Source organism: Micromonospora inyonensis (assembly GCF_900091415.1).
GTDB classification, from domain to species: domain Bacteria; phylum Actinomycetota; class Actinomycetes; order Mycobacteriales; family Micromonosporaceae; genus Micromonospora; species Micromonospora inyonensis.
The window spans coordinates 3,499,161-3,526,071 of the sequence record NZ_FMHU01000002.1; the positions used below are offsets into that span (position 1 = coordinate 3,499,161).

The 26,911-nt window shown below is 73.2% G+C and carries 27 protein-coding genes; 8 read left to right on the plus strand and 19 right to left on the minus strand.

Going from position 1 to position 26,911, the window contains the following annotated elements:
- Positions 1–22 precede the first annotated feature (22 nt).
- The 3 genes from GA0074694_RS29890 to GA0074694_RS29900 are packed head-to-tail and all read left to right on the plus strand — an operon-like array spanning position 23 to position 2,420.
- Positions 23–502, plus strand: a complete 480-nt coding sequence (locus GA0074694_RS29890) for a type III secretion system chaperone family protein (protein WP_091464368.1) — start codon at positions 23–25, stop codon at positions 500–502.
- Positions 451–2,151 carry a YbjN domain-containing protein gene (locus tag GA0074694_RS29895; RefSeq protein ID WP_425413678.1) on the plus strand — a complete coding sequence of 567 codons (1,701 nt, stop codon included), beginning with the start codon at positions 451–453 and terminating at the stop codon, positions 2,149–2,151. Before GA0074694_RS29890 ends, GA0074694_RS29895 begins: the two co-directional genes overlap by 52 nt.
- Before the next feature lie 20 nt (positions 2,152–2,171).
- Positions 2,172–2,420 carry an isocitrate lyase/phosphoenolpyruvate mutase family protein gene (locus GA0074694_RS29900; protein WP_281190363.1) on the plus strand — a complete coding sequence of 83 codons (249 nt, stop codon included), beginning with the start codon at positions 2,172–2,174 and terminating at the stop codon, positions 2,418–2,420.
- 71 nt (positions 2,421–2,491) lie between these two features.
- Here GA0074694_RS29900 and GA0074694_RS29905 read toward each other — a convergent pair whose 3' ends face one another.
- From GA0074694_RS29905 to GA0074694_RS29925, 5 genes are all read right to left on the minus strand, one after another.
- Positions 2,492–4,180, minus strand: coding sequence for a ribonuclease J (locus GA0074694_RS29905; RefSeq protein WP_091463211.1), 1,689 nt, complete (start codon positions 4,178–4,180; stop codon positions 2,492–2,494).
- 55 nt (positions 4,181–4,235) lie between these two features.
- Positions 4,236–5,159, minus strand: a complete 924-nt coding sequence (gene dapA, locus GA0074694_RS29910; RefSeq protein WP_091463212.1) for a 4-hydroxy-tetrahydrodipicolinate synthase — start codon at positions 5,157–5,159, stop codon at positions 4,236–4,238.
- A gap of 124 nt (positions 5,160–5,283) precedes the next feature.
- Positions 5,284–6,027 (minus strand): FAD-dependent thymidylate synthase, encoded by a 744-nt coding sequence (thyX, locus tag GA0074694_RS29915; protein ID WP_091464374.1) that lies wholly within the window; start codon positions 6,025–6,027, stop codon positions 5,284–5,286.
- Positions 6,028–6,251: 224 nt separating this feature from the next.
- Positions 6,252–6,839 (minus strand): DUF2752 domain-containing protein, encoded by a 588-nt coding sequence (locus GA0074694_RS29920; RefSeq protein ID WP_091463213.1) that lies wholly within the window; start codon positions 6,837–6,839, stop codon positions 6,252–6,254.
- Positions 6,829–8,058 (minus strand): winged helix-turn-helix domain-containing protein, encoded by a 1,230-nt coding sequence (locus GA0074694_RS29925; protein ID WP_091463214.1) that lies wholly within the window; start codon positions 8,056–8,058, stop codon positions 6,829–6,831. Before GA0074694_RS29925 ends, GA0074694_RS29920 begins: the two co-directional genes overlap by 11 nt.
- A gap of 77 nt (positions 8,059–8,135) precedes the next feature.
- Here GA0074694_RS29925 and GA0074694_RS29930 point away from each other — a divergent pair, with 77 nt between their 5' ends.
- A complete protein-coding gene (locus GA0074694_RS29930) occupies positions 8,136–8,690 on the plus strand; it encodes a GNAT family N-acetyltransferase (RefSeq protein ID WP_091463215.1) in 555 nt (184 codons plus the stop codon).
- Here GA0074694_RS29930 and GA0074694_RS29935 read toward each other — a convergent pair.
- Positions 8,586–9,872 carry a glycosyltransferase family 87 protein gene (locus GA0074694_RS29935; RefSeq protein WP_091463216.1) on the minus strand — a complete coding sequence of 429 codons (1,287 nt, stop codon included), beginning with the start codon at positions 9,870–9,872 and terminating at the stop codon, positions 8,586–8,588. The two genes, GA0074694_RS29930 and GA0074694_RS29935, sit on opposite strands and share 105 nt — an antisense overlap.
- A gap of 35 nt (positions 9,873–9,907) precedes the next feature.
- Between GA0074694_RS29935 and GA0074694_RS29940 the strand changes: the two genes are divergently transcribed.
- Both GA0074694_RS29940 and GA0074694_RS29945 read left to right on the plus strand, forming a co-directional pair.
- On the plus strand, positions 9,908–10,489 hold the full coding sequence (locus GA0074694_RS29940; protein ID WP_091463217.1) for a GNAT family N-acetyltransferase: 582 nt from the start codon (positions 9,908–9,910) through the stop codon (positions 10,487–10,489).
- Between the two features lie 115 nt (positions 10,490–10,604).
- Positions 10,605–10,982 (plus strand): VOC family protein, encoded by a 378-nt coding sequence (locus GA0074694_RS29945; protein ID WP_091464378.1) that lies wholly within the window; start codon positions 10,605–10,607, stop codon positions 10,980–10,982.
- Between the two features lie 47 nt (positions 10,983–11,029).
- Here GA0074694_RS29945 and GA0074694_RS33490 read toward each other — a convergent pair whose 3' ends face one another.
- The 6 genes from GA0074694_RS33490 to GA0074694_RS29965 form a co-directional block, all read right to left on the minus strand.
- The gene (locus GA0074694_RS33490; protein ID WP_245714982.1) at positions 11,030–11,296 is read right to left on the minus strand and encodes an ABC transporter permease family protein; all 267 of its coding nucleotides are present in this window, start codon (positions 11,294–11,296) and stop codon (positions 11,030–11,032) included.
- A gap of 209 nt (positions 11,297–11,505) precedes the next feature.
- Positions 11,506–12,069: a carbohydrate ABC transporter permease gene (locus GA0074694_RS33495; RefSeq protein ID WP_245714983.1), complete on the minus strand. Its 564-nt coding sequence runs from the start codon at positions 12,067–12,069 to the stop codon at positions 11,506–11,508.
- Entirely contained in the window at positions 11,991–12,623 is a 633-nt protein-coding gene (locus GA0074694_RS33500; protein ID WP_245714984.1) for a carbohydrate ABC transporter permease, read from the minus strand. The genes GA0074694_RS33495 and GA0074694_RS33500 overlap by 79 nt, the downstream gene beginning before the upstream one ends.
- An 88-nt stretch (positions 12,624–12,711) precedes the next feature.
- On the minus strand, positions 12,712–13,380 hold the full coding sequence (locus tag GA0074694_RS33850; RefSeq protein WP_281190364.1) for a sugar ABC transporter substrate-binding protein: 669 nt from the start codon (positions 13,378–13,380) through the stop codon (positions 12,712–12,714).
- Between the two features lie 23 nt (positions 13,381–13,403).
- Complete coding sequence (locus GA0074694_RS33855) at positions 13,404–13,958, minus strand: extracellular solute-binding protein (protein ID WP_281190365.1); 555 nt, start codon at positions 13,956–13,958, stop codon at positions 13,404–13,406.
- Positions 13,959–13,997: 39 nt separating this feature from the next.
- The gene (locus tag GA0074694_RS29965) at positions 13,998–14,993 is read right to left on the minus strand and encodes a LacI family DNA-binding transcriptional regulator (RefSeq protein WP_091463218.1); all 996 of its coding nucleotides are present in this window, start codon (positions 14,991–14,993) and stop codon (positions 13,998–14,000) included.
- 144 nt (positions 14,994–15,137) lie between these two features.
- Between GA0074694_RS29965 and GA0074694_RS29970 the strand changes: the two genes are divergently transcribed.
- Positions 15,138–17,258, plus strand: a complete 2,121-nt coding sequence (locus GA0074694_RS29970; RefSeq protein WP_091463219.1) for an amylo-alpha-1,6-glucosidase — start codon at positions 15,138–15,140, stop codon at positions 17,256–17,258.
- Between the two features lie 67 nt (positions 17,259–17,325).
- On the opposite strand, the gene dapB is transcribed toward GA0074694_RS29970, so the two are convergent.
- The 6 genes from dapB to truB form a co-directional block, all read right to left on the minus strand.
- Positions 17,326–18,090: a 4-hydroxy-tetrahydrodipicolinate reductase gene (gene dapB, locus GA0074694_RS29975; protein ID WP_091463220.1), complete on the minus strand. Its 765-nt coding sequence runs from the start codon at positions 18,088–18,090 to the stop codon at positions 17,326–17,328.
- A gap of 69 nt (positions 18,091–18,159) precedes the next feature.
- On the minus strand, positions 18,160–19,560 hold the full coding sequence (locus GA0074694_RS29980) for a M16 family metallopeptidase (RefSeq protein WP_425413653.1): 1,401 nt from the start codon (positions 19,558–19,560) through the stop codon (positions 18,160–18,162).
- 109 nt (positions 19,561–19,669) lie between these two features.
- Positions 19,670–22,036 (minus strand): polyribonucleotide nucleotidyltransferase, encoded by a 2,367-nt coding sequence (locus GA0074694_RS29985; RefSeq protein WP_091463221.1) that lies wholly within the window; start codon positions 22,034–22,036, stop codon positions 19,670–19,672.
- A 232-nt stretch (positions 22,037–22,268) separates the two neighbouring features.
- Entirely contained in the window at positions 22,269–22,538 is a 270-nt protein-coding gene (gene rpsO, locus GA0074694_RS29990; protein WP_043962418.1) for a 30S ribosomal protein S15, read from the minus strand.
- Positions 22,539–22,728: 190 nt separating this feature from the next.
- Positions 22,729–23,658 carry a bifunctional riboflavin kinase/FAD synthetase gene (locus GA0074694_RS29995; protein WP_091463222.1) on the minus strand — a complete coding sequence of 310 codons (930 nt, stop codon included), beginning with the start codon at positions 23,656–23,658 and terminating at the stop codon, positions 22,729–22,731.
- Positions 23,659–23,706: 48 nt separating this feature from the next.
- A complete protein-coding gene (gene truB, locus GA0074694_RS30000) occupies positions 23,707–24,591 on the minus strand; it encodes a tRNA pseudouridine(55) synthase TruB (RefSeq protein ID WP_091464385.1) in 885 nt (294 codons plus the stop codon).
- A 202-nt stretch (positions 24,592–24,793) separates the two neighbouring features.
- Between truB and GA0074694_RS30005 the strand changes: the two genes are divergently transcribed.
- Complete coding sequence (locus GA0074694_RS30005; RefSeq protein WP_245714985.1) at positions 24,794–25,120, plus strand: hypothetical protein; 327 nt, start codon at positions 24,794–24,796, stop codon at positions 25,118–25,120.
- A gap of 27 nt (positions 25,121–25,147) precedes the next feature.
- On the opposite strand, the gene GA0074694_RS30010 is transcribed toward GA0074694_RS30005, so the two are convergent.
- The gene (locus tag GA0074694_RS30010; protein WP_091463223.1) at positions 25,148–26,470 is read right to left on the minus strand and encodes an MATE family efflux transporter; all 1,323 of its coding nucleotides are present in this window, start codon (positions 26,468–26,470) and stop codon (positions 25,148–25,150) included.
- Positions 26,471–26,911: the final 441 nt, after the last annotated feature.

A 26,911-nucleotide genomic window follows, 5' to 3' on the forward strand; every position in this document is an offset into this window, starting at 1 on the left:
ACCTCAGGGAGGGGTGCCGCCGATGGTGCCGCCGGAGTTCGGGGACGGCCCGGAGGGCCCGCTGGGCGGACACCCGCACACGCTGCGTCCGCTGACCGGGGAGCTGGTGGCGGCGGTGCTGGCCACCCGGGGGTACGCCTGCCGCCCGGACACCGACGGCAACCTGGTCGGCCGCTGGGGGACGAGCCTGGTCTGGTTCCGCCGGCTGGGCGGGACCGGTGAGGTGCTCCAGGTGCGGACCGTCACCGCGCCGCTGTTCGGGATCGAACACGTTCCGGCGCTGCGTGCCTTCTGCAACGACTGGAACCACTCACGGTACTGGCCGAAGGCGTTCGTCGAGGTCGACGACGACGGGCGGGCCCGGGTCTGCGGCGAGGTCATCACCGACCTGGAACGGGGAGTCACCCCGCACCAACTCGACCAGCTTCTCGACCGGGGCATCTCGGCCGGCTGCCGGTTGGCCACCGCCGTGGCGGAACTGAACGACGGGGCCCGGGCGTGAGTGGCGACGCGGGGCGTGCGGCGCTCGACGCGGCCCGGGACCTGCCCGACGGGGAGGCGAGACTCGTCGAACTGGAACGGATCGCCGCGCACGCCGACGCCGCCGGGGACGTCCGGCTCGGCGTGGACGCCCGGCTCGCGCTGATCGAGACGCACCGGTACCGGGGCGAGCGGTGGCGGCTGGTCGAACCGCTGGACCGTTGTGTCGCCGCGATGGACCAGCATCCCGCCCTGTTCGACGCCGACGACGTCGCGATGCTGCGCAGCGGCCAGCGGGCCGCCGTGGAGGCGCTGCCCGCCAGCCCTCGGATCGGGCTGGACCAGGCCCGTGTCCTCCTGGACGACCTCGACCGCCGGCTGGGCGGGACGGAGCCGGGCACGGTGGCGGAGCTGCGCTGCCGGCTCGCCGACCACCTGGGGGACGAACCGGCCGCCCGGGAGTGGTTCGCCCGGTGGCGGGCCGCCCGTCCGGGGCGCGACTGCGCCGCCTGCGTGGCGGTACGCCAGGCCGAGCTGCTCACCGGTTGGGGCGAGTGGGCCGAGGCGGTACGGATGCTGGAACCCGTGGTCGCCGACCCCGGCGACTGCACCGACCAACCGGAGGCCGCCCTGGCCGCGCTGCTCCTGCCGTACCTGCGACTGGGACGGCACGACGACGCGGGGCGGGCGCACGTGCGGGCGTACCGCCGGCACCGGCGGGAGTGGACAGCCTTCGGGCACCTCCCGGCGCACCTGCTGTTCTGCGCGCTCGGCGGGCACCCGGCGCGCGGGGTGGAGATCCTGGTCGAGCAGCTGCCCCGGCTGGCCCGGCCGGTGGACGAGCGGTCCGCGATGGAGTTCACCGCCGCGGGTGCCCTGCTCTGCCGGCTGGCCGCCGAGTCGGGTGTGGGTCACCCGTCCGGGCCGGTCGACGCGGGGCCCGCCCGGACGCCGGGGCGGACGCTCGGCCTGGACCACGCGACCCGGCTGGCCGAGGCGTTCGGGCTGGTCCGGGTGCCCCCGCCGGGCGGTGCGCCGAGCCTGGCGGCGCTCGGCGGGGAACTGCTCGCCACCGCCACCGACCTCGCCGGGCGGTTCGACGCCCGCAACGGCACCGGGCACCAGTCCGGCCGGATCGCCGCCCGGCTGGCCGAACGGCCGCTGACCACCGCGCCGCCCCCGCTGCCGGCCGATCCGGTGGCCGACGGCCCCGGGGCGTTCGACGCCGACACCGGGCCGGACCCGGACGACGGTCCGCCGGACGAGCCCGCCCCGCTGACCGTCGCCCTGATCGTCTCCGCCGTCGAGCGTCGGGGTGACCGGTGTGCCGTCGAACCGGGTGGCACCGTGGTCGGCCGCTGGGGCGAGGCGGTGATCCGGTTCGAGCGGGTCGGGACACGGGCCGAGATCCTGCACGCCCGGGTGGTCGCCACCCGTCGCCTGCCGGTCGGCCGGCGCGCCGAGGCGTACGAGTTCGTCAACGCCTGGAACCGCGACCGGCTGCTGCCGAAGGCGTACGTGCACGAGGTGGTCGGCGGCGAACTGGTGCTGGCCGGCGACGTCACCACGGACCTGGCACACGGGGTGGCGCCGGTGCAGGTGGAGGTGCTGGTCGAGGCGGTGGTCAGGACCGGCACCGCGTACGCCGACGCGGTGGCCGCCCTGCCCTGAGCCGCCGGCCCACGCGGCCTGTGACCCGGCTCGCCGCCGCGGTGACCGTGCCGGTGACCGCAGACATCGAGACCGGCTTCGCCACCGACCCGGCCGGCGTCGCCGACACCGTACGGCGGGTGCTCGCGGCCGCCGCTGTCGGCGTGAACATCGAGGACGGCGCGTCGGGCGGCCCCGGTCTGCGGGACACCGACGAGCAGTGCGACCGGCTGCGGGCGGCCCGGGGACGTACACGTCGCTGGCGGACCCGGTCGAGTACCCGGAGCTGAACGCGCTGGTCGCCGGGGCCTGAGCCCGGGAACCCGGGTGGTCCGGCGCGCCGCCGGACCACCCGGGTGGGTCAGACCTCGACCACGAACGGGACGATCATCGGCCGACGCCGGTACGCGTCGTTGACCCATCGACCGACCGTCCGCCGGACGATCTGCTGGAGCTGGTGCGGATCGGTGATCCCGTCGGAGGCGGCCCGGTTGAGCGCCTCGGTGACCAGCGGCACGACCGCGTTGAACGCCGCCGGGTCCTCGGAGAAGCCCTTCGCGGAGACGGTCGGCCCGCCGACCACCTTGCCGGTGACCGAGTCGACCACCACGGTGCAGGCGATGAAGCCGCCGTCGCCGAGGATCCGCCGCTCGGTCAGCAGCGACTCGCCGACGTCCCCCACGGCCAGCCCGTCGACGTAGACGTAGCGGCTGGTCACGTGCCCGACGAGGCTGGCCCGGCCGTCGACCAGGTCGACCACGTCGCCGTCCTCGCAGAGCACCACCCGGTCGGGGTCGACGCCGGACTCGATGCCCAGCCGGGCGTGCGCCCGCAGGTGCCGCCACTCGCCGTGCACCGGCATCAGGTTGCTGGGCCGGACCACGTTGAGCAGGTAGAGCAGCTCACCGGCGGGCGCGTGGCCGGAGACGTGCACCTTGGCGACGTCCTTGTGCACCACCACCGCGCCGGCCCGGGCGAGCCGGTTGATCACCCGGTACACCGAGGTCTCGTTGCCGGGCACCAGGGAGCTGGCCAGCACGACGGTGTCGCCGGGGGCGATGGTGATGTGCCGGTGGTCGCCGCTGGCCATCCGGCCGAGCGCGCTCATCGGCTCGCCCTGCGAACCGGTGGACATCAGCACGATCCGTTCCGGGGGCAGGCTGGTCGCCTCGTCCAGGCCGACCACCAGTCCGGGCGGGATGTTGAGCAGGCCGAGGTCGCGGGCGATGCCCATGTTGCGGACCATGGACCGGCCGATCAGGGCGACCTTGCGGTCGTGCTCGGCGGCCGAGTCGAGCACCTGCTGCACCCGGTGTACGTGCGAGGCGAACGAGGCGACGATGATCCGGCCCTTCGCCTTGGCGAAGATCGAGTCGAGGACCGGGCCGATCTCCCGCTCCGGCGTGACGAAACCGGGGATCTCCGCGTTGGTGGAGTCGGACAGGAGCAGGTCCACGCCCTCCGCGCCGAGCCGGGCGAACCCGGCCAGGTCGGTGATCCGGCCGTCCAGCGGGAGCTGGTCCATCTTGAAGTCGCCGGTGTGCAGGACCAGCCCGGCCGGGGTGCGGATGGCCACCGCGAGCGCGTCCGGGATGGAGTGGTTCACCGCGAAGAACTCGCACTCGAAGGGTCCGAGCCGTTCCCGGCCCCCCTCCCGCACGGTCAGGGTGTACGGCTCGATCCGCCGCTCGGCCAGCTTCGCCTCGACCAGGCCGAGGGTGAACTGGGAGCCGACCAGCGGGATGTCCTGCTTGTGCGCGAGCAGGTACGGCACCGCGCCGATGTGGTCCTCGTGCCCATGGGTGAGCACGATCGCCTGGACGTCGTCGAGTCGGTCCAGGATGGGGGCGAAGTCGGGGAGGATCAGGTCGACGCCGGGCTGCTCCACGTCGGGGAAGAGCACGCCGCAGTCGACGATGAGCAGCTTGCCGTCGTACTCGAAGACGGTCATGTTCCGCCCGATGGCGCCGAGCCCGCCAAGCGGGATGATCCTTAGACCACCCTCCGGAAGCGGCGGGGGAAGTTCCGCCTCGATGTGCGCCTCGGTCACGCAGCCACCTCATTCTGCGGGGCCGGCATCCGGCGCCCGCCGTGTCGTGTCGTCATCAGGGTAGGTCCAGGCCCGCTGCCGTGCAGTCGGCGCGGAGCTGGGCGATCTCGTCGGCGGTCGCGTCCACCAGCGGCGGGCGGACCGGCCCGGCCGGCAGTCCCGACGCCGTCAGGCCCGCCTTCACCAGGATCGTGCCCTGGGTACGGAAGATCCCGGTGAACAGCGGCAGCAGCCGCCGGTGCAGCGCCAGGGCGCTCGCGGTCTCCCCCGCGTCGTACCGCTCGATCATCTGCTTGGTCAGCGCACCCGTGAAGTGGGTGGAGGTGCCGACCAGGCCGACCCCGCCGACGGCCAGCAGCGGCAGGGTGAGCGCGTCGTCACCGCTGTAGACCGCCAGGTCGCACCGGCTGGTAACCCAGCTCGTGGCGGTCACGTCGCCCTTGGCGTCCTTGACGGCCACGATCCGGCCGTGCTCGGCGAGCCGCACCAGGGTGTCGGTGGCGATGGCCACCCCGGACCGGTGCGGGATGTCGTAGAGCATCACCGGCAGACCGGTGGCGTCCGCGACCGCGGTGAAATGGTGCAGCAGACCGGCCTGCGGCGGCCTGCTGTAGTACGGGGTCACCACGAGCAGCCCGTCGGCACCGGCCTTCTCCGCCGCGGCGGCCAGCTCGATGGTGTGCCGGGTGTCGTTCGTGCCGACCCCGGCGACCACCCGGGCCCGGTCACCGACCGCTTCGACCACGGCCCGGACCAGGCGTTCCTTCTCCGCGTCCGTGGTGGTCGGCGACTCGCCGGTGGTGCCGTTGACCACCAGCGCGTCGTTGCCCTCGGAGTCGACCAGGTGGGTCGCGAGCCGGGCAGCGCCCTCGAGGTCGAGCGAACCGTCGGAGGTGAACGGGGTCACCATGGCGGTGAGCAGTCGCCCGAAGGGACGCGACAACGCCCGCTCCGAGGCGACAGGGTGGTCGTGGGTCATGCTGACAACCTAGCAACCGACCGGGACGCCTCCGGCGGGGAAGGGCTCAGCGGGGTCGGCCGGCCGGACACCGCCGGCCCACGCACGCTCGCCGTGCCGGCCCGGCCACGTTCGGCGTACGTCGTCAGGACCGCTCGGCGTACGGGCTCGTCGCGACCTCGGTGCCGTCGGGCAGGGTCGAGACGACGAAGTCACCGAAGACGTTCGGCGCGACCCGCTGCAGCTGCCGCAGGCACTCCACGGCCAGCTCGCGGATCTCCACGTCGGCGTGCTCGGTCGCCCGCATCGCTACGAAGTGCCGCCACGCCCGGTAGTTGCCGGTCACCACGATCCGGGTCTCGGTGGCGTTCGGCAGCACCGCGCGGGCGGCCTGCCGCGCCTGCTTACGGCGCAGGGTGGGGTTGGGCTCGTCGACGAAGCGCCGTTCGAGGCCCTCCAGCAGCTCGTTGTACGCCCGCACGCCCGCCTCGGTCGCCTCCACGAAGCGCTTGTGCAGCTCCGGGTCCTCGGCGATCACCCGGGGCTCGACCATGGCGGCGTCCCGCTCGGGCACGTACCGCTGGGAGAGCTGGGAGTACGAGAGGTGGCGGTGCCGGATCAGCTCGTGGGTGAAGGAACGGGACACGCCGCTGAAGTAGAAGGTCACCGAGCCGTGCTCCAGCACCGACAGGTGGCCGACCTCGAGGATGTGCGCCAGGTAGCCGGCGTTGGTCGCGGTGGCCGGGTTCGGCTTGCTCCAGCTCTGGTAGCAGGCCCTGCCGGCGAACTCGGCGAGCGCCTGGCCGCCGTCGGCGTCGGTCGACCACGGCACGTCGTCGGGAGCCTCGAAGTGGGTCCACGCGACGAGCTTGACCTGAGGTTGCACCATCTCCGGCATTCCTCGGACTGTAGTGGCCCCACCGGCGTCGACCGAACCCGACCCACCTGCTGCCACCTGCGGAATCACCGTCGACCCCACCCGCTTCGCCGGATGCGTGTTCCATGTCTCGTCGGGTCGCCCGTGGCGACAGCGGCTGCCGTCGACCACCCCTCACCCCGCGACACGACACGCGTCACCGGAGGGGTCGCGTGGTCCCGCCGGATCCGGACCGCTCAGACGTAGAGCGAGGTGAAGGGAACCCAGGGCAGATTCCGGGCCACTGAGAAGACCAGCCAGGCGACCAGGAAGCCGCCGATCATCTTCGAGCTGATCCGCAGCTCCGGCAGTCGCCAGCCGAAGGCCTGCTTCGCCCCCCAGGCGACGAAGAGGTACGCCAGGAAGGGCAACGCGAAGACGAACAGGAAGTGGTGCCGCGCGGCGGCGGGCAGGTCGGCGTGGAGCACGTACCAGAGGGCCCGCGTACCGCCGCACCCCGGGCAGTCCAGCCCGGTGGTGAGCTTCAGCAGGCAGGTCGGCAGCGCGTCGGGCGCGGCCCGTGTCGGGTCACTGACCAGGGCGTACGCCACGCCGACGCCGACGCAGCCGAGGGCGGCCAACGGCACCGCCCAGCGGGGCGCGCGGTCGTAGAGGCCGACCACGAAGCGGGTGAACCGGTCCGGCTCGGCGACCTGGACCGCGCCCGCCGGCCAGTGCGGGTGCGGGTGCGGGTGTGGGCTGGTCGGCGTCGCGGCGGCCGGTGGAATCGGCGGGGCCGGCTGGGCGGCCGGTCCGTCAACGCTGGTCACCTGCTCACCGTACACCGGCCGTGCCGGCCAGGGCGGCGGCGAGCGGCCCGGCCAGGTCCCCGCCGGCCGGTGGGGCGACCGCGTCCAGCCCGAGCCAGCCGGCCAGCCGGTACAGCTCGGCGGCGAGGGCGAGCGCGGTCTCGCCGGGGTCGACGCCCGGTTCGGCCCAGGCCGCCGGCACCAGCAGCACCTTCGCCTTCCGGTCGGCCTTAAGGTCGACCCGGGCGGTGAACCGGTCGCCGGAGAGGAACGGCAGCACGTAGTAGCCGTACACCCGTTTCGGCGCGGGCACGTAGATCTCGATGCGGTAGCCGAAGCCGAACAGCCGCTCGGCGCGGGCCCGCTCCCACACCACCGGGTCGAAGGGACTGACCAGGGTGTTCGCCCGGATCCATCGGGGCAGTCGGGCCTGCGCGTGCAGGTACGCCGGCTGTCGCCAGCCCTCCACGGTGACCGGGGTCAGCTCCCCCGCCCCGACCAGCTCCGCGACGGCCTGCCGGGTGCCGACCGCCGGCAGCCGGAAGTAGTCGCGCAGCTCCGGCTCGGCGGCCACGCCCAGGCAGCGCGCCGCGACCGCGACCAGGGTGCGGTACGCCTCCGCGTCGGTCGGGGTCGGCGCGTCGAGCACCTCGGCGGGGAGCACCCGCTCGGGCAGGTCGTACCGGCGGGCGAAGGCGGTCGTCCGCTCGGCGGCGGTGACCTCGCCGGCCCAGAAGAGGTACTCCAGGGCCTGCTTCACCACCGACCAGTTCCACCCCCAGTTGCCGGTCTCCCGGGGCGCGTCGTGCTCGATCTCGGCGGCGGTGATCGGCCCCCGGGCGGCGACCTCGTCACGGACCCAGGCGACCAGCTCCGGCTGCTCCTCGACCACCCGCCGCATGCCGCCCCAGGCTTTCTCCCGGGCCAGCGCCATCCGCCACCGCAGCGCCGGATGCAGTTCCACCGGCACCAGCGACGCCTCGTGGCCCCAGTACTCGAACAGGTCGCGGGGCGGGCGGTAGGCGGCCCGGTCGAGCAGGTCGGTCGGGTACGGCCCGAGGCGGCTGTAGAGCGGCAGGTAGTGCGCCCGTTGCAGCACGTTGACCGAGTCCATCTGGATCAGCCCGACCCGGTCGAGCACCCGGCGCAGGTGCCGCCGGGTGGGCACGCCGGCCGGCGGCGGGTCGGCGAAGCCCTGGGCGGCCAGTGCCACGCGTCGTGCCTGGGCGAGGGAGAGCGATTCCGGTGCGGCCATCGCCGGCACCCTAACCGAGCGGTACGACACGAACGAAAGCACTGGACCGCACGCCCGTTCGGGCATACAACGGTCAGATGCGCACCATCCGCCGAGAGGAGCCCGACGACGCCGAGGCGGTCGCCCGGGTGCACGTACGGGGCTGGCAGGCCGGTTACGCCGGCATCATGCCGCCGGAGGTGCTCGGGCGGCTCAACGTCGCGGCGTGGGCACAGCGGCGGCGGGACATGGCCACCGCCGATCCGGAGAACCCGTTCACCACCCTCCTCGCCGAGGCCGACGGGCAGGTCACCGGGTTCGCCACCTTCGGCCCGTACCGGATCAACCAGAGCCGCGCGGAGCTGGACCCGACCTGCGGTGAGGTGGTCGGGCTCTACGTCGACCCGGCGTGCTGGGGCGACGGGACGGCGGTCACCCTGCTGTCGGCGGCGCGGGCCGGACTCACCGACCGGGGGTGGACGACCTACCGGGTCTGGGTGCTCGCCGACAACGCGCGGGCCCGCCGGTTCTACGTGCGGGCCGGGCTGTCACCGGACGGCGAGGAGTCGACCTATCCGGTACCGCGCTCCGGTGGACGCGCCCCGCTCGCCCTCGCCGAGCTGCGGTACGCCGGCCGTGTCGACGGCGGCTGAGCCGGCCTCCGGGGTCGGCGCGGGCCGGCGGACCGGCAGGGCCACCAGGAGCGCGAGGCTGATCCAGACGTAGAAGTTGCTGAACATGAAGCCGTCCACCCCGCCGAAACCCCGCTCCCAGTGCCAGACCAGCCGGCTGATCAGCACGAGGTACGCGACGGAGGCGAAGGCGAGCAGCCCGCGTCGACGGCGCCCGCCAGCCGGCGCGGCCATGGCGTCGTCGACCAGCAGGATCAGCGCCGGAATCAGCCAGACCAGGTGGTGCACCCAGGTCACCGGGCTGACCAGGCACATCACCACGCCGGTCAGGGCGAACCCGGTGGCCTCGTCGCCGACCGACACCGCCGCCCGGCAGCGGCGGGCCCAGACCAGCAGGGTGACCACGACCAGCAGCAACCAGAGCAGGGTGCTCGGGTGCCCCGGGTCGAGCCGGGCCACCACGCCCTGCAACGACTGGTTGGAGATGAACGCCAGTTCCCCGACCCGGTCGGTGTTCCAGAACGCCTGGGTCCAGTACTCGCGGGAGGCGTCCGGGAAGAGCGCGGCGGCCAGCAGGGTGGCCCCGCCGGCCGCGGCGGTCGCGGTGGCCGCGGCCCGCCAGCGACCGGTGACCAGCAGGTAGACCAGGTAGATGCCGGGGGTCAGCTTGATCGCGGTGGCCAGCCCGATCCCCACCCCGAGCCAGCGGCTGCCCCGTGGGGCGAGCCAGAGCAGGTCCACCGCGACCAGGAAGAGCAGCAGCATGTTGACCTGGCCGAAGTTGACCGTCTCGCGCATCGGCTCGAAGGCGGCGGCCAGGCAGAGCGCCACGGCCAGGGTGAACCAGCGGCTCCACCCGGCACGGACCGCCACCGGATCGAGCAGCCACCAGATCACCACGGTGCTGGCCAGCACGCTGAGGGTCACGCTGACCAGGATCGCGGCGTTCCAGGAGAGGTACGCCATCGGCAGCATGACCAGGGCGGCGAACGGCGGGTACGTGAAGCCGTACTTGCTGCGGGGCTTGAGGTAGTCGTAGACCTCGCCGCCGTCGTGCACCCAGTACGACAGCGCGCCGTGGTAGACCTCCAGGTCGAAGAAGCCGTGCCGAACGGCCGCCACGGAGAGGAAGAGGGCCACCGCGATGGCGAGCCCGATCACGCCCGCGACCTGTGCGACCGTCCGTCTGGCACCCTGGGGCACCGTCGCCTCCCTCGCCCTGCGTAGGCTTGCGTCCCATGGCTCTCGGGTACGTCCGCCCGGCGCGTCCCGAGGACGCCGGCGAGATCGCACGAATCCAGCTCGCGACCTGGCGGGTCGCCTACCGGCGGATTCTGCCACGGCACGTGCTGGACAACCTGGACGAGGCGTACCTCGCCCGACGGTGGACCGCCGCGGTGCAGGAGCCGCCGTCGGCCGCCCACCGGGTGCTGGTCGCCGTCGAGCAGGCCGAATCATCGTATCTGGTGGGCTTCACCGCGTCCGGTCCGGCCGACGCGGAGGCACTCGCCCCCGAGGAGCCGGCGGAGTCGCTGGGGCCGGACGTGGTGGCCGTGACCGACCTGCTGATCGAGCCGCGCTGGGGTCGACGCGGGCACGGCAGCCGGCTGTTGGCGGCGGCCGTCGACCACTGGCGGACCGACGGCTTCACCCGCGCGGTGGCCTGGGCGTTCGAGGGAGACGAGGCGACCCGGAAGTTCCTCACCGGCACCGGCTGGGAGCCGGACGGAGCGGCCCGCGCCCTGGACGTCGACGACATGCTCGTGCCCCAGCTCCGCCTCCACGTCGCGGTGCCGACCGAGCCGGTTCCGCAGGGTTGACGGGTCACCGGGCCGGGTACGCCGACCGCGGGTCGTGCCGCGTGCACGACACCGGGGCCGACCCGGACCCGTCGACCACACGGACGACGCGACCACGGCCGGAACGGAGACGACCATGTTCAGGGACACGCCGGCGTTCGGCAGCTTCTCGGTGGACGACACCGACCGCGCCCGGGAGTTCTACGAGCGCACCCTCGGCCTGCGGGTGTCGCAGACCGGGGGTACGGGCGGGCTGCTGACGCTGCACCTCGCCGGGGACCGGAATGTCCTGGTCTACCCGAAGGCGGACCACACCCCGGCGGCCTTCACGGTGCTCAACTTCCCGGTCGACGACGTCGACCGGGCGGTCGAGGAGCTGACCGCGCGGGGTGTGCGGTTCGCCCGGTACCCGGGGATGCCGCAGGACGAGAAGGGGATCATGCGCGACAACGGTCCGACCATCGCCTGGTTCACCGACCCGGCCGGCAACATCATGTCCGTCATCGAGCAGTAGGGTCCGGTGCTGGTTCCCGGCCCACGGCGCGGGAACCAGCACCGTCCTCAGCCCTTGTCGGCGCCGTCGTTGGCGTCCCGGACGAAGTAGCGCTGGAAGACCACGAAGACGATCGCCACCGGGATGGTGGCCAGCAACGCCGCGCCGAGCTTGAGCGGGTACTGCGTGCCCGCGCCGAGCGACCCGCCGACCAGGTCGGCCAGCCCCCGGGGCAGGGTGAACAGGCCCGGGTCCTGGACGGCGACCAGGCTGTGCGGGAACTCGGTGCCCTCGACGATCCGCTGGAAGCCGGCCAGGTCGATCGGGTCGGGCAACGGGGAGAGCGGGGTTGGCCGCCGCGTCCGGCTCGGTCTTGAACGAGTTGGCGATCTGGATGACGAACGGGTAGAGGAACACCAGCCCGAAGAAGACCAGGGTGGTGTATCCGAGGAAGGTCGTCGCCAGGCCACGCGCGCCGGCGGGGCGGCGACGGGCGGTCGCCGGGGCCGACCGAGGGCCCGCCGGCCCGGTCACCACGGCCATGTCAGGACCTCCCCGGTACGCCTCGACGCCACGACCGCCGCCCGACCTGGTCCTTCTCCCGCATCAGCCGGCGTTGCCCGAGGGCCAGCAGGATGATGATCAGGAACAGGACGAACGAGATCGCCGCGCCCGAGCCGTACTCGAAGTCCCGGAACGCGGTCCGGTACGACAGGTACGCCGGGGTGAGCGTGGTCTTGGCCGGGTCGCCCTGGCTCATCACGTACACCTGGTCGAAGACCTGCCAGGTGCCGATCAGGCCGAGGGTGACCACCAGGAACGTGGTCGGCCGCAGCAGCGGCAGGGTGACGTGACGGAACCGCTGCCAGCGGGTCGCCCCGTCCAGGGTGCTCGCCTCGTCCAGGGCCACCGGCACGTTCTGCAACGCGGCGAGGTACATCAGCATGAACGTCCCGGCGGTGGTCCAGACCACCAGCGTGATGATCGAGACCATCGCCACGCTGGGCCCGGAGAGCCACTCCCACCAGGTCAGGCCGAACGGGCCGCCGTCGGTGAGCGCGGCCGGCGGCTGGTCGACCCCGACCGCGCCGAGCAGGATGTGGAGCACGCCGCGGGCGTCGGCGAACCACTGCGGCCCGTTGACGCCGAACGCGCCGAGCAGCGCGTTGACCGCTCCGGAGTTGCGAACAGGAAGAGGAACACCACGCTGATCGCCACCGATCTGGTGACCGAGGGAAGGTAGAACGCCGACCGGAAGAACGACTTCCCCCGCAGCATCCGGTTGTTCACGACCAGGGCGAGACCGAGCGCCAGCGCGGTCTGCGTCGGCACCACGATCGCCACGTAGTAGAGATTGTTCCGGATGCTGGTCATGAAGTCCCGGCGGGCCAGCCCCTCCTCGGTGAACAGCCGGGTGTAGTTGTCGGCTCCCACGAAGGGCACCTCGGACGTGAACGGGCTGCCCTGGCCGTTCCAGCCGGTCAGGCTCACCCAGAACGCCATCAGGATCGGCAGCAGCAGGAACAACCCGAGGATCGCCACCACGGGCGCCACGAAGAGCCAACCCGCGAGGGTCTCGTCACCGCGTACGCCGCCGCGACGTCGCCCGCCGCGCGGCGGGGCCGGCGGGGTGGCCGGCGCGACCGGCGCGTCGATCGCCATCTTCCCTCCCTCCTCCCTCCGGGGGTTGGTGGGATGCAGGGGCCCCCTGCTCATCAAAAAGCGGTAGCAAGGGGCCCCTGCAACCCCCTCAGCTACCGCCGAGCGCCGCCTTGGCGTTCTGGTCGAAACGGGCGAGGATCGCCTTCGGGTCACCCGTGGCGAGGGTGTTCAGGCCGGTGTCGAGGTCCTTCAGGACGCTGTCCATCTTGGGGGCGTTCACCGGCCCCTGGGCGTACTCGGCACCGTCGATGAACGGCTTGTCGTTCGGGAACTGCCGGGTGTACTGGTCACGGACCGACTGCCGGGACGGCAGCACGCCGAACGCCTTGGCGAAGGTCATCTGCTGCTCACCGGCGGTCATCGCCTCGACGAACCTGGTCGCCTGCTCCTTGTGCCTGCTCTTGGCGGCGATGCCCCAGCAGTTGGTGAAGGAGAGGGTGCCCGGCCCCTTCGGCCCGGCCGGCAGCGGGACGACCTTGTACTTCACGTTCGGGAAGTCGTTCTGGAGGGCCCCCTTGATCCAGTTGCCCTCGATGGTCATCACCGCCTTGCCCTTGCCGAACGCCTCGCCACCCCAGCCGGCGTCGAGCTGCTTCGGGTAGCGGGCCAGCCCCTCGGCGAGCAGCGTCTTGACGTAGCCGAGCGCCTGCACGTTCGCCGGGGTGCCGCCGGTGGCCTGCTTGCCGTCCTCGCTGGTCAACCAGCCACCGGCCTGCACCATGAACGCGCCGATCCGGTCCCGGGTGTCGGCGACCACCAGCGGCACCTGCCCGGCCGCCTTCAGCTTGCGGGGGTGGCGGTGAGCTGGTCCCAGGTGGTCGGGATGTCGGCGTCGGTGAGGCCGGCCTTCGCCCAGAGGTCGGTGTTGATCTGGAGGGCGAGGGTGGAGAAGTCCTTCGGCACGCAGTAGAACGTGCCGTCGTAGGTGAACGTCTGCCGCAGGCTCCCGTAGAAGTCCTCCGGCTTGCTGATCCTGTCGCCGTACGGTTCGAGCGCGCCGACGCTGGCGTAGTCGGCGAAGCGGCTGGCGTCGACGTAGAAGACGTCCGGCGGGTCACCTCCGGCGAGCGCCTGCCCGAGCTGCTGGGTGAGGTCCTGGGCCGGGGTGACCGTGGCGGTGTTCCCGGAGGCGCCGGCCCACTTCGCCGCCGCTTCCTGCACGGCCCTGGTCTCGGCCTCGCCGGAGGAGCCGATCAGGATCTCCAGCTTCGCCGGGCCGCTGGACTGGGCCTCGTCGCCGGAGTCGTCGAAACCGCTGCCGCAGGCCGTCGAGCCGAACAGGGCGGCGACGGCGAGGCCGGCCACCGCCGCGCGGCGGATCGATCGAGGAGCCATTTCTACTCTCCTGGTGGGGGATTCGGGTGGGGGAAGGTGTCACGCGGTCTGCCGGAGCACCAGGTGGGGCTTCAGCAGCACCTGGGGGTGGATCTGTCGGGGGGTGTCGTCGAGCAGGCCGGCCAGCAGTTCCACGCACCGCACCGCGGCCTGGTGCAGGGGCTGGCAGACGCTGGTCAGACCGACCGCGGCGGCGACCGGGGTGTCGTCGAAGCCGATCACCGGGACGGCGGGATCGGCGGTGCGGACGGCCTGGAGGGCACCGAGGGCGAGCGAGTCGCTGACGCAGACCAGGGCCGTCGCCGGACGGGCCGCATCGAGCAATGAACGGGCAGCCCGCTCACCCTCGACGATGCCGTCCTCGGTCCGCCGGTCCAGGTCGATTGGGTCGACCCCGGCGGCCCGCAGGGTGTGCTCCCAGCCGAGGCGTCGGTCGTCGCCGACCCCGGAGCCGACCGGCCAGCCGACGAAGCCGATCTGCCGGTGGCCGAGCGCCAGCAGCCGCCGGGTCGCCTGGGCGGTGCCGTCGGCCCCGTCCACGTCGACCCACGGGTGGGCGGTCGGGTCGTCCCAGGGCCGTCCGAAGGTCACGAAGGGCACGTTCCGGGCGGCGAGCCAGGCGGTACGCGGGTCGCCCCGCTTGGTGCCGGTGAGCACGAAGGCGTCGAGGTCGTACGCGCCGAGCAGGTCGCCGTACTCCCGGATCTCCTGCTCGTCGTCGACGGCGGTGTAGAGCATCACCCGGTAGCCGGCGGTGCCCGCGGTCTCGGAGAGGCCGTGCAGGAAGCGGTCGAGCACGGAGCCGTTGATGCCGTCCCGGGTGGGCTCGATGCGCACGGCGATCAGCCGGGACCGGCCGGTGCGCATCTGCCGGGCGGCCTGGTTGGTCCGGTAGCCGAGGGCGTCGATCGCCTCCTGCACCCGCTGCCGGGTCTCCTCGCGGACGACATGCGGGGCGTTGAGCACATTGGAGACGGTCTGACGGCTGACCCCGGCCCGCCGGGCCACCGTCGCGATGGTCACCTTCTGTGCCACGAAATCCCTCTCGCCATCTTGAACGTTCCAAACTGGATAAGGCAGGATTGGATCGTTCAAAGTTGTTGGAATGTTTCGCACTCTGCACTCCCCGAAACGATCTGTCAAGAGCCCTCCGTTCCGCCGACGACCTGGAGTTCCCCTATGACCGAACGGCACCTGCAACCCCTGCTGCACGAGCTGGTCGGAGTCGTCCACGCCCCGACCAGCGCACTCGGCGACGCGGCCGGGCAGATCCGGCCGGTCGGTGTGCAGGGCGTCTTCCACGCCGACGCCCGGGTGCTGTCCCGGGCCGAGCTACGCGTCGACGACCGGGAACCGGAAGGGCTGGCCGCCGGGGCGGACGGCCCCGACGGCGCCCGCTTCGTCAGCGTCGCCCGCTGGCTCGGCGACCCGCACCCCGACCCCACCGTCCGCGTCGACCGGCTGCGTCGGGTCACCCGCGACGGTCTGGTCGAGGAACTGCACGTGGCCTCCACCGCCTCGGTCGGCGTCCGGGCCACGGTCAGCGTCGACCTCGGCTGCGACCTGGCCCCGATCGAGGTGGTCAAGTCCGGTGACAGCCGACCGGCGCTGCCGGCCCGCCCCGGACCGGACGGCGGCTTCGGCTGGGCCGCCGGCGGGGTCACCGTCGCGGTCCACGGCGAGGGCGCGACCGCGTACGTCGACGGCGAGCACGCCACCGCCCCCCGGCTCGCCTGGCCGGTCGATCTCCCCGCCGGTGGTGGCAGCGCCGTGCTGCGCTGGCGACTGACCGTCACCGACCCCCGCGCCGTCGTGGTGGCCCCGGTGGACGGCCCCGACTGGGCCCGTCCCGAGGTACGCGCCGACGACCGCCGCCTGGCCCGCCTCCTCGACCGCTCCCTGGCCGACCTGCGCGCGCTGCGACTGGCCGAACCGAGCCACCCGGAGGACGTCTTCCTCGGCGCGGGCGTGCCCTGGTTCCTCACCCTCTTCGGCCGGGACAGCCTCTGGGCGGCCCGGATGATGCTCCCGCTCGGCACCGGCCTGGCCGCCAGCACGCTGCGGGTACTCGCCCGCCGGCAGGGCACCCGGGTCGACCCGTCCACCGGCGAGGCACCCGGCAAGATCCTGCACGAGCTGCGCCGCCACGAGTTCGCCCTCTCCGACGCCGGCCTGCGGCTCCCACCGGTCTACTACGGCACGGTCGACGCCACCATGCTCTGGATCAACCTGCTGCACGACGCGTGGCGCTGGGGTCTCGCCGCCGAGCAGGTCGAACCGCTGCTGCCCCACCTGGAGGCGGCGCTGCACTGGCTCGGCACACACGCCGACGCCGACGGCGACGGGCTCGTCGAGTACGTCGACACCACCGGGCACGGCCTGGCCAACCAGGGCTGGAAGGACTCCGGCGACGCGGTGCGCTTCGCCGACGGCACGATCGCGCGGGCCCCGATCGTGCTGGCCGAGGTGCAGGGGTACGCGTACGAGGCGGCGGTGAACGGCGCGGCCCTGCTCGACGCGATCGGTCGCCCCGGCGGGGACGCCTGGCGCGAGTACGCCCAGCGGCTCTCCGGGCGGTTCCGGGCCACGTTCTGGGTGGACGGCCGGCACGGCCCGCAGCCCGCTCTCGCCCTCGACCGGGACAAGCGCCCGGTCGACTCACTCACCAGCAACATCGGTCACCTGCTCGGCACCGGCCTGCTCGACGACGACGAGTCGACCCAGGTCGCGCGGCTGCTCGCCACCGAGGAGATGACCGGCGGCTTCGGGCTGCGCACCATGTCCCGGGCCGACGGCGGGTTCAGCCCGCTGTCGTACCACTGTGGGTCGATCTGGACCCACGACACCGCCATCGTGCTCGGCGGGCTGGCCCGGACGGGGCTGCACGACGCCGCGCGCACCCTGGCCGAGGGGCTGCTCCGCACCGCCGAGGCGTTCGACTACCGGCTGCCGGAGCTGTACGGCGGCGACGACCGGGACAGCCTGGGCCGTCCGGTGCCGTACCCGGCGGCGTGCCGCCCCCAGGCGTGGTCGGCGGCGAGCGCCGTCCTCCTCCTCCAGGCCGCCGTCGGCCTCTACCCGGACGTCCCCAGCGGGCGGGTGGCGCTCCGCCCGCTGGCCGGTCCCGAGCTGGGCGCCGTCGCGGTGAGCGGACTCCGGATCGCCGGCACCCCCGTCGACGTCACCGTCACCGGCTACGGCGAGGTCAGCCTGACCAACGCCCCCGCCCACCTGGCCCCGGGGCACCTGCCCACCGTTCCCGCCCCGCGCACCGGGACGGAGGCGCTCCCGTTCCGCTGACCGTGACGGTTGGCGGCGGTCGGGGTGCGCCGCGACCGCCGCCACCGCCAGCGTGGCGCCCAGCGGCTCAGAGGAGCGGGTCGAGGCCGATGGTCAGGCCGGGTCGCTGCGGGACCTGGCGGACGGCGAGCAGGACGCCGGGCATGAAGGAGGCCCGGTCGTAGGAGTCGTGCCGGATGGTGAGCGTCTCGCCGGTGGTGCCGAAGAGCACCTCCTGGTGGGCGACCAGACCGGTGGCCCGGACCGCGTGCACGCGTACCCCGTCGACGTGGGCACCCCGTGCGCCCGGCACCTCGCTGGTGGTGGCGTCCGGCGACGGCCCCAGCCCGGCCTCGGCGCGGGCCCGCGCGACCAGCCGGGCGGTGTGCGTGGCGGTGCCGCTCGGCGCGTCCAGCTTGCGCGGATGGTGCTGCTCGACGATCTCCACGGACTCGAAGTACCGGGCGGCCTTCGCGGCGAACTGCATCATCAGCACCGCGCCGATGCCGAAGTTCGGGGCGATCAGCACGCCGACGTCGGGTTTGCCGGCCAGCCAGCCGCGCACCTGGTCGAGCCGCTGCTCGGTGAAACCGGAGGTGCCCACCACCACGCTGATCCCCCGGTCGATCAGCCAGCGCAGGTTGTCCATCACCACGTCCGGCGTGGTGAAGTCGACGACCACCTGGGCGCCGGCGGCGACGGACAGGTCGTCACCCTGGTCGATCGTCGCCACCAGGTCGAGGTCGTCGGCGGCGTCGACCGCCCTGCACACCTCGACACCCATCCGACCCCGGGCACCCAGTACGCCCACCCGGACCGGCCCACCACGTCGCTTTCCCTGCTCGTCAGTCACGCGGCACAACCTATCCCAAGCCGGGCATGGTCCGGCCTGCGGAACCGGGGACGCCCACCGGGCGGACGGTCAGCCCGGGAAGTCGCCCTCGCCGAACGGGCCCACCACGGCCAGCGACATGGGTCGGCTGAGCAGCTCGGCGGCGAGGGTGTTGACGTCGTCCACGGTGACCGCGTCCACCCGGGACAGCAGTTCGTCGACGGGCATCAGCTCGCCGTAGAGCAGTTCCCCCTTGGCCAGCCGGCTCATCCGGGAGCCGGTGTCCTCCAGGCCGAGCACGAAGGAGCCCTTGGACATGCCCTTGCCCCGGGCCACCTCGGCCCCGGTCAGCCCGTCCGCGGCCACCCGGCGCAGCTCGGCGCGGGCCAGCTCCAGCACCTCGTCCACCTTCCCGGGCGCGCAGCCGGCGTAGACGGCGAACAGCCCGGAGTCGGCGTACTGGCTGGCGTAGGAGTAGACCGAGTACGCCAGCCCGCGCTGCTCCCGGATCTCCTGGAACAGCCGGCTGGACATGCCGCCGCCGAGCACGTTGTTGAGCACGCCCAGGGCGAAACGACGCTCGTCCAGCCGGTCGATGCCGGGGCAGCCGAGGATCACGTGCGCCTGCTCGGTCTCCTTCGGCTCGACCACGGTGGTGGCGGACCTCGTCCGGACCGCCGGCCGGTTCGCCCGCTGCGGGGCCGGGGACGCCGGTTCCGTGTCCAGCGGCGTGTCGCGCAGCGCCTGCCGGACCAGCTTCACCACGGTGGCGTGGTCGAGGTTGCCGGCGGCGGCGACGACGATCTGCGGTGCGACGTACCGCTTCCGGTAGAAGCCCTGGATCTGCCGGCGGGTCATCGGGGTGACCGTCTCCTCGGTACCGGAGATCAGCCGGCCCAGCGGGTGGTCGCCGTAGACCGCCCGGGCGAAGATGTCGTGCACCTCGTCGCCGGGCTCGTCGTCGTGCATGGCGATCTCTTCGAGGATCACCCCGCGCTCGGTCTCGACGTCCGCCGCCTCGATCAGCGAGTCGGCGACCAGGTCGCACATCACGTCGATGGCCAGTGGCAGGTCCTCGTCGAGCACCCGGGCGTAGTAGCAGGTGTACTCCTTGGTGGTGAACGCGTTCGTCTCACCACCCACCGCCTCGATCTCGGCGGAGATGTCCAGCGCGGTCCGCTTGTGGGTGCCCTTGAAGAGCAGGTGCTCCAGGAAGTGCGCGGCACCGGACTGCGGGCCGGTCTCGTCCCGCGAGCCGACCGCCACCCAGATCCCGAACGAGACGCTGCGCATCGCCGGGATCGCCTCGGTGAGCACGCGCAGCCCGCTGGGGAGCACGGTACGCCGTACCGTTCCGCCCAACGGGTCGTCGCTCAGTGTCCGGGTCACCGCCCGGGCGGCGGCGGTCGGCCGGTCGGCACCGGCGGCGCGGGCCCGGTGACCCGTACCCCGTCGGCCTGCGGGGAAGGTTGCGTGGTCGACCCGACTCACAGGTGGCTGGCTCCTGACTGGACGACGCCGGTGGGGGTGGTGCCGTGTCCTCCGACGAACCAGCCCGGCTCGGCGAGCCGGGCTGGTTCGTCAGAACAGAACGGGTGGGTCAGCTGTGCCGGGTCCGGCGACGCGGACGGGAGTCGCCGCCCTCGCCACCCTCCCGGCGCGGGCGCTCGCCGCCCTCGCCGCCCTCGCCCCGGCTCGGGCGCTCGCCCCGGTCGCCACGCGGACCACGGTCACCCCGGTCCCGGCTGGCCGGACGCTCGCCCTCCTCGGCGGCGGCCGGCGCCTCGGCGCCCTCCGGACGGACCTTGTCCAGGTAGATCTTGCCGCGGGCATCGATGTCCGCGATCTCCACCTCGACCTTGTCGCCGACGTTGAGGAAGTCCTCGACCTTCTCGACCCGCTTGCCGTCGCCCACCTTGGAGATGTGCAGCAGGCCGTCGCGGCCCGGCAGGAGCGAGATGAAGGCCCCGAACGCGGCGGTCTTGACCACCGTGCCGAGGAACCGCTCGCCCGCCTTCGGCAGGGTCGGGTTGGCGATGCCGTTGATCCGGTCGACCGCCGCCTGGGCGGAGGGGCCGTTGGTGGCACCGACGTAGATCGTGCCGTCGTCCTCGATGGAGATCTCGGCGCCGGTCTCGTCCTGGATGGCGTTGATGGTCTGGCCCTTCGGGCCGATCACCATGCCGATCTTGTCGACCGGGATCTTGACGGTGGTGACCCGCGGCGCGTACTCCGACATCGTGGCCGGGGCCTCGATCGCCGCCTGCATCACGTCGAGGATGGTCTGCCGGGCCTCGTGCGCCTGCTGGAGCGCGGCGGCCAGCACGTCCGACGGGATGCCGTCGAGCTTGGTGTCGAGCTGGAGCGCGGTGACGAAGTCCCGGGTGCCGGCGACCTTGAAGTCCATGTCACCGAAGGCGTCCTCGGCACCGAGGATGTCGGTCAGCGTCACGTACTCGGTCTTGCCCTCGACCTCGTCGGAGATGAGGCCCATGGCGATGCCGGCGACCGGAGCCTTCAACGGCACACCCGCCGAGAGCAGGCCCAGGGTGGAGGCGCAGACCGAACCCATCGACGTCGAGCCGTTCGAGCCGAGCGCCTCGGAGACCTGCCGGATGGCGTACGGGAACTCCTCGCGCGACGGCAGCACCGGGATCAGCGCCCGCTCGGCCAGCGCGCCGTGGCCGATCTCGCGCCGCTTCGGCGAGCCGACCCGGCCGGTCTCACCGGTCGAGTACGGCGGGAAGTTGTAGTTGTGCATGTAGCGCTTGCGCGTCTCCGGCGCGAGCGTGTCCAGCATCTGCTCCATGCGCAGCATGTTCAGCGTGGTGACGCCGAGGATCTGCGTCTCGCCCCGCTCGAAGAGCGCCGAGCCGTGCACCCGGGGCAGCACCCCGACCTCGGCGGTCAGCGGACGGATGTCGCGCGGGCCCCGGCCGTCGATGCGGACCTGCTCGCGCAGCACCCGGTTGCGCACCTCGGACTTGGTCAGCGAGCGGAAGGCGGCGCTGAGTTCCTTCTCCCGGCCCTCGAAGCGCGGGCCGAGCTCCTCGGCGACCTTGGCCTTGATCCGGTCCAGAGCCTCCTCGCGGTCGGCCTTGCCAGCGATCTTGAGAGCCTCGGCGACCTCGGCGCGGACCAGGTCGGCCACCGCCGCGAAGACGTCCTCCTGGTAGTCCAGGAAGACCGGGAACTCGGCGACCGGCTTCGCGGCCACCTCGGCCAGCTCGCTCTGCGCCCGGCACAGCTCACGGATGGCCGGCTTGGCGGCCTCCAGGCCGCTGGCGACGACCTCCTCGGTCGGGGCGGTCGCGCCACCGGCGACCAGCGCCACGGTGTGCTCGGTGGCCTCGGCCTCGACCATCATGATCGCGACGTCGCCGTCGGCCAGCGCCCGGCCGGCGACCACCATGTCGAAGGTGGCCCGGGCCAGCTCGTCGCGGGTCGGGAAGGCGACCCACTGACCGTCGACGTGCGCCATCCGGGTCGCCCCGATCGGGCCGGAGAACGGCAGGCCGGAGAGCTTGGTCGACATCGACGCGGCGTTGATCGCCACCACGTCGTACGGGTGCTGCGGGTCGAGCGCCAGGATGGTCTCGACGACCTGGACCTCGTTGCGCAGGCCCTTGACGAACGACGGGCGCAACGGCCGGTCGATCAGCCGGCAGGTGAGGATCGCGTCCTCGCTGGGCCGGCCCTCGCGGCGGAAGAACGAGCCGGGGATCCGGCCCGCGGCGTACATCCGCTCCTCGACGTCGACGGTCAGCGGGAAGAAGTCGAACTGCTCCTTCGGCTGCTTGCCGGCCGTGGTGGCGGAGAGGACGACCGTCTCGCCGAGCTGGGCGATGACGGAACCGGCGGCCTGCCGGGCGAGCCGGCCGGTGGAGAAGGTGATCTCGCGGGTGCCGAGGGCACCGTTGTCGATCACGGCGGTACGGGATTCGGTGCCGAGTCGGTTCTCGGTCATGGGTAGGTCTTACTCCTCACGTCGGGGGCCCACGACGCGCGGAAGCTGCTCAGACGGCCGGTCTTCGATCGAAGCGCCCGGGGGCCGGCGGATTCGACGCCGGGGATCCCGGGGGCCACTACCGGAGACCGGTACGCTGACCGGCTCCCGTCTCGGGTGGTCGCGCGGCCCTGGATTGTCGGTTGGTGACGCCGGTCGGGGGAGTGACCCGGTTGGTCACTCCCCCGTCACGTCACCGGCGCAGGCCGAGCCGCTCGATGAGCGACCGGTAGCGGTTGATGTCCTTCTTCTGGACGTAGTTGAGCAGCCGACGGCGACGGCCGACCAGCAGCAGCAGCCCACGACGGCTGTGGTGGTCGTGCTTGTGCACCTTCAGGTGCTCGGTGAGCTCGGCGATCCGCTTGGTGAGCACCGCCACCTGGACCTCGGGGGAACCGGTGTCCCCCTCGGCGGTCGCGTACTCCGCGCGGATCTTGGCCTTGGCTTCCTGGTCGAGCGCCATGTTCTCCCTGTTTCGATGGGTTGTTCGTCAGGATCCGCCCGTCCCGTACGGGATCGGAAGCGGAGGCGAACCTCGCACCCGCGGCGTCGAGCAGGCGCGCGAGGCCCCACGTCGTTGAATGACGTTTCCGCCAGACTACCAGCATCCCGGGAAGCCACCCGCCGAAGGGCCGCGGGACGCGTCCGTCCGCTCAGCCCAGCGCCGCGCGGGTACGCGCGACGTCCTCGTTCATCTGCGCGACGAGCGGCTCGATCGCGTCGTACCGGCGCTGCTCACGCAGGTGTGCCACGAAGTCCAGCGCGAGCCGCTCGCCGTAGAGGTCCCCGCTGAAGTCCAGCGCGTACGCCTCGACCCGACGCTCACGGCCGGAGAAGGTCGGGTTGGTGCCGATGGAGACCGCCGCCGCGAGCGGTTCCGACCGGCCCCGCCAGCTCAGCCGGGCGGCGTAGATGCCGTCGGCGGGCACCGCCGCGTACCGGTGGCAGAGCAGGTTGGCGGTGGGGAACCCCAGTTCCCGGCCGCGCTGGTCCCCCCGGACCACCACCCCCTCCAGCCGGTGCGGGCGACCGAGCGCCGCCGCGGCCGGCCCGACGTCGCCGGCGGCGACGCAGGCCCGGATGTACGTCGAGGAGAAGACCGTGCCGTCCGCGGCGACCAGGGGCGCGCCCTCGACGGCGAACCCGAACGTCCGGCCGAGTCGTTCCAGCAGCGCCACGTCACCGGCGGCCCGGTGGCCGAAACGGAAGTTCTCGCCGACCACCACCAGCGCGGCGTGCAGGTGTTCCACCAGGATGTCGTGCACGAACTGCTCGGCCGGCAGCCGGGAGAACTCGGGCGTGAAGGGCACCACGCAGAGCACGTCCACGCCGAGCGCCTCGACCAGTTCGGCCTTGCGCGCCGGCTCGGTGAGCACCGCCGGATGGGATCCGGGGCGGACGACCTCGGCCGGGTGCGGGTCGAAGGTCACCACCACCGACCTGACGCCCAACTCCCGGGCCCGTGCCACGGCGTGGCCGATGGTGGCCTGGTGACCGCGGTGCACCCCGTCGAAGACGCCGATGGTGACCACCGAACGCCCCCAGCCCCCGGGCACCGCCTCGTAACCCCGCCAGCGCTGCATCTCTCTCCTCCCCTGCCGCACCGGTGTCGGCCGGTGCGGTCCCCGGCGTCAGGCCGGGGCGAGCACGATCTCCGCGCGGGCCCGGCCCTCCCGCTCGCTGACGATAGCGATCAGCTCCCCGGCGGGGCCGAAGACCGCGTAGGGGCCGGCGATGCCGGCCGGGACCAACGGTCCACCGTGGGAGAGCACCCGGGCCTCGTCACCGCTGGCGTCCCGGCGCGGAAAGAACCGGTCGGCCGCCGCCGCGAGCGGGAGCGGGACCACGTCGGGGGCCCGCTGTTCCAGCTCCGGCAGGGTCGCCGCCTCGGCCAGCGTGAACCCGCCGACCGCGGTCCGGCGCAGCGCGGTGAGATGCCCACCGACGCCCAGCGCGAGGCCGGCGTCCCGGGCGATGGCCCGGATGTACGTGCCGGAGGAGCAGGTGACGTCGACGTCCACGTCGACCAGGTCCGGCGCGCCGCGACGGACGGCGAGCACGGCCAGCCGGGAGACGGTGACCCGGCGGGCGGCCAGCGCCACGGTCTCGCCGTCCCGGACCCGCTTGTAGGCCCGCTGGCCGTCCACCTTGATGGCGCTGACCGCGCTCGGCACCTGGTCGATCTCGCCGGTGAGGGCGGCCAGGGCGGACCGGACCGCCTCGTCGGTCACTCCGGCGGCGGAGGTGGTGGCGGTGACCTCCCCCTCGGCGTCGTCGGTGACCGTGGTCTGCCCGAGCCGGATGGTGGCGGTGTAGCTCTTCGTCGCGCCGATCACGTACGTGAGCAGCCGGGTGGCCCGGCCGACCCCGATGACCAGCACCCCGGTGGCCATCGGGTCGAGCGTGCCGCCGTGCCCCACCCGCCGGGTGCGGGCCAGCCGCCGGATCCGTGCCACCACGTCGTGGGACGTCATGCCACCGGGCTTGTCGACCACGATCAGACCGTCTGCGCTCACGTCGGCCAAGCCTGCCAGACCGTCCGGGACCGGTCCGCGCCGGACCGCCCGCCGGGAGCCGGGCGGTCCGCGCCGACGAAAGCAGCCGGCCGGCCGGCGCGTAGGGTCGGAAACGGGACGGCGGAGACCGCGATGCGGTGCCATCATCAGGCACCCGCTTCCCGTGCGTGGAGCGGACCGACCGGTCACAGAGGAGCCCCCGATGTCCACTGCGTACGACACCAACACCGACGGGCCGGACCGGGCCGACCCGCCGGCCCGGTCGCGCCCGACCGGTCAGCCGTCGCAGCTGCCCGACTGGATGCGCGACCCGCCGCCGGCCCGGCTCACCCTCGGCGACCGGGTCACCGCCAGGCTGCTGCGAGTGCCGGGAGCACCCCGGTTACGGCATGCCTGGTGGATGTGGCGGGACCGGCAACGGCTGCACCAGCGCTTTCCGAACTCCTTCAAGATCGTGGCCTTCTTCGTCTCCTGGGGGCTCGCCGTGGCCCTGCTGCTCGCCGCGTACGCCCTCTTCTCGCTGGCCTGACGACGCCAGGTCCACGCGGCCGGGCGGTCAGCGGACGCCGGTCACCGCCCAGCGCCCGGAGCGCAGCCGCAGCGCCAGCGCGACCAGCCGGATCACGACGAACAGGGTGAGACCCGCCCAGATGCCGCCGAGGCCCAGGTCGAACGCGTAGGTGAACCAGATCGCCGGCAGGAATCCGCCGAGGCCGGCGACCACGGCCAGGTTGCGCAGGTAGCGGACGTCCCCCGCGCCGATCAGCACCCCGTCGAGGGCGAACACCACGCCACCGAGCGGCTGGATCACCACGAACCACGGCCAGATCGCCGCGGCCTGCTCGCGCACCTGGGGATCGGAGCTGAACAGGGCCGGGACCAGGTTCGCGCCGACGGCGATGACCAGCGCGAACGCCAGTCCGCAGACCCCGCCGAGCAGGCCGATCCGGCGGGCCAGCGCGCGGGCGCCGGCCTCGTCCCCGGCGCCGAGCGCCGCCCCGACCAGCGCCTGGGCGGTGATGGCGAGGGCGTCGAGCAGCAGCACGGTGAAGAACCAGAGCTGCACGACGATCTGGTGCGCGCCGACCGCGGCGGCACCGAACCGCGCGGCGACGGCCGTCGCGGAGAGGAAGCTGGCCTGGAAGGCGACGCCCCGGACGAGCAGGTCCCGGCTGAGGGCCAACTGGTGGCGGATGACCGTCGGCCGGGGTCGCAACGACACCCGCTCGCCGACCAGCGCCGTGACGAACAGGACACCGCAGAGGGTCTGCGCGACGACGTTGGCCACCGCCGAGCCGACCAGACCCATCCCGACCGGATAGACCAGCAGCGGGCAGAGCAGCGCGGAGAGCAGGTTGGGACCGAGCACGTACCACAGCGGGCGCCGGGTGTCCTGGACGCCGCGCAGCCAGCCATTGCCCGCAGCGGCCAGGAGCAGGCCGGGCGCGCCGAGGGCCGCGATCCGCAGCCACTGCGCGGCCGCGTCGGCCACGTCGCCCGCCGACCCGGCCAGGGCACGCGCCAGCGGTCCGGCCAGGACCTGCATGCCGAGCGCGACAATCAGCCCGCCGGTGAGGGCGAGCCAGGACGACTGGACTCCCTCGGCCACCGCGGCGGCCCGGTCACCGGCGCCGAAGCGACGGGCCGACCGGCCGGTGGTGCCGTAGGCCAGGACGCTGCCGAGCCAGGCGATCAGGGTGAGCACCGTCCCGCCGACCGCGACGGCGGCCAGCGGCAACCGGCCGAGGTGGCCGACCACGGCCGTGTCGACCAGGACGTAGAGCGGTTCGGCGGCGAGCACGACCAGCGCCGGCAGGGCCAGCCCGGCGATCCGCCGCGCCGACGCCACCGGTGCCGCGGGGGTGGCGGAGGCGGTCACCGCCCGATCCTGGCATGCCCCGCGTAACGTTTACAACTCTGCTCGCCCCTTACCGTCCCGCCGGCCGGGGCCCCCGCCGCTCACGTGACCGTCACCGGCCGCACGGAGGGCCGCCCAGCGTCCGGGCGACCCGTGAGCGCGCGAGCGGGTCGGACGGGCTACTGACGGGTGTCCATGGAGGTCTGGAGGGCGCGACGGGCCTGCTCACGAGCCTCGTCGACGGTCTCGGGCTGGGGCTTGGTCGGCATGACGGTTCCCTTCCAGGGGAGGCACGCGTCGACGACGCGGCACACGTGGGCGTTCCTGCTGGACCCCCCGCCAGCGGCCGGGGGTGACCGGCTCGGCTGGCCCGGGCAGCGTGGCCCGGGGTCGGTTCGACCCTGGAGGGAGGTGGCGTCCGGTGGGAGCCACCACCAGTGGGCGACGCCAGCAGTACGCGCC

Bases quoted from the DNA above. Each gene is read 5' to 3' on its own strand.
- GA0074694_RS29890 (WP_091464368.1), top strand. From the start codon at position 23: ATGGTGCCGCCGGAGTTCGGGGACGGCCCGGAGGGCCCGCTGGGCGGA.
- dapA (WP_091463212.1), bottom strand. From the start codon at position 5,159: ATGACCCACGACCACCCTGTCGCCTCGGAGCGGGCGTTGTCGCGTCCC.
- thyX (WP_091464374.1), bottom strand. From the start codon at position 6,027: ATGGTGCAACCTCAGGTCAAGCTCGTCGCGTGGACCCACTTCGAGGCT.
- GA0074694_RS29925 (WP_091463214.1), bottom strand. From the start codon at position 8,058: ATGGCCGCACCGGAATCGCTCTCCCTCGCCCAGGCACGACGCGTGGCA.
- GA0074694_RS29930 (WP_091463215.1), top strand. From the start codon at position 8,136: ATGCGCACCATCCGCCGAGAGGAGCCCGACGACGCCGAGGCGGTCGCC.
- GA0074694_RS29940 (WP_091463217.1), top strand. From the start codon at position 9,908: ATGGCTCTCGGGTACGTCCGCCCGGCGCGTCCCGAGGACGCCGGCGAG.
- GA0074694_RS29945 (WP_091464378.1), top strand. From the start codon at position 10,605: ATGTTCAGGGACACGCCGGCGTTCGGCAGCTTCTCGGTGGACGACACC.
- GA0074694_RS33500 (WP_245714984.1), bottom strand. From the start codon at position 12,623: ATGGCGATCGACGCGCCGGTCGCGCCGGCCACCCCGCCGGCCCCGCCG.
- GA0074694_RS33855 (WP_281190365.1), bottom strand. From the start codon at position 13,958: ATGGCTCCTCGATCGATCCGCCGCGCGGCGGTGGCCGGCCTCGCCGTC.
- GA0074694_RS29970 (WP_091463219.1), top strand. From the start codon at position 15,138: ATGACCGAACGGCACCTGCAACCCCTGCTGCACGAGCTGGTCGGAGTC.
- GA0074694_RS29985 (WP_091463221.1), bottom strand. From the start codon at position 22,036: ATGACCGAGAACCGACTCGGCACCGAATCCCGTACCGCCGTGATCGAC.
- rpsO (WP_043962418.1), bottom strand. From the start codon at position 22,538: ATGGCGCTCGACCAGGAAGCCAAGGCCAAGATCCGCGCGGAGTACGCG.
- GA0074694_RS29995 (WP_091463222.1), bottom strand. From the start codon at position 23,658: ATGCAGCGCTGGCGGGGTTACGAGGCGGTGCCCGGGGGCTGGGGGCGT.
- GA0074694_RS30005 (WP_245714985.1), top strand. From the start codon at position 24,794: ATGTCCACTGCGTACGACACCAACACCGACGGGCCGGACCGGGCCGAC.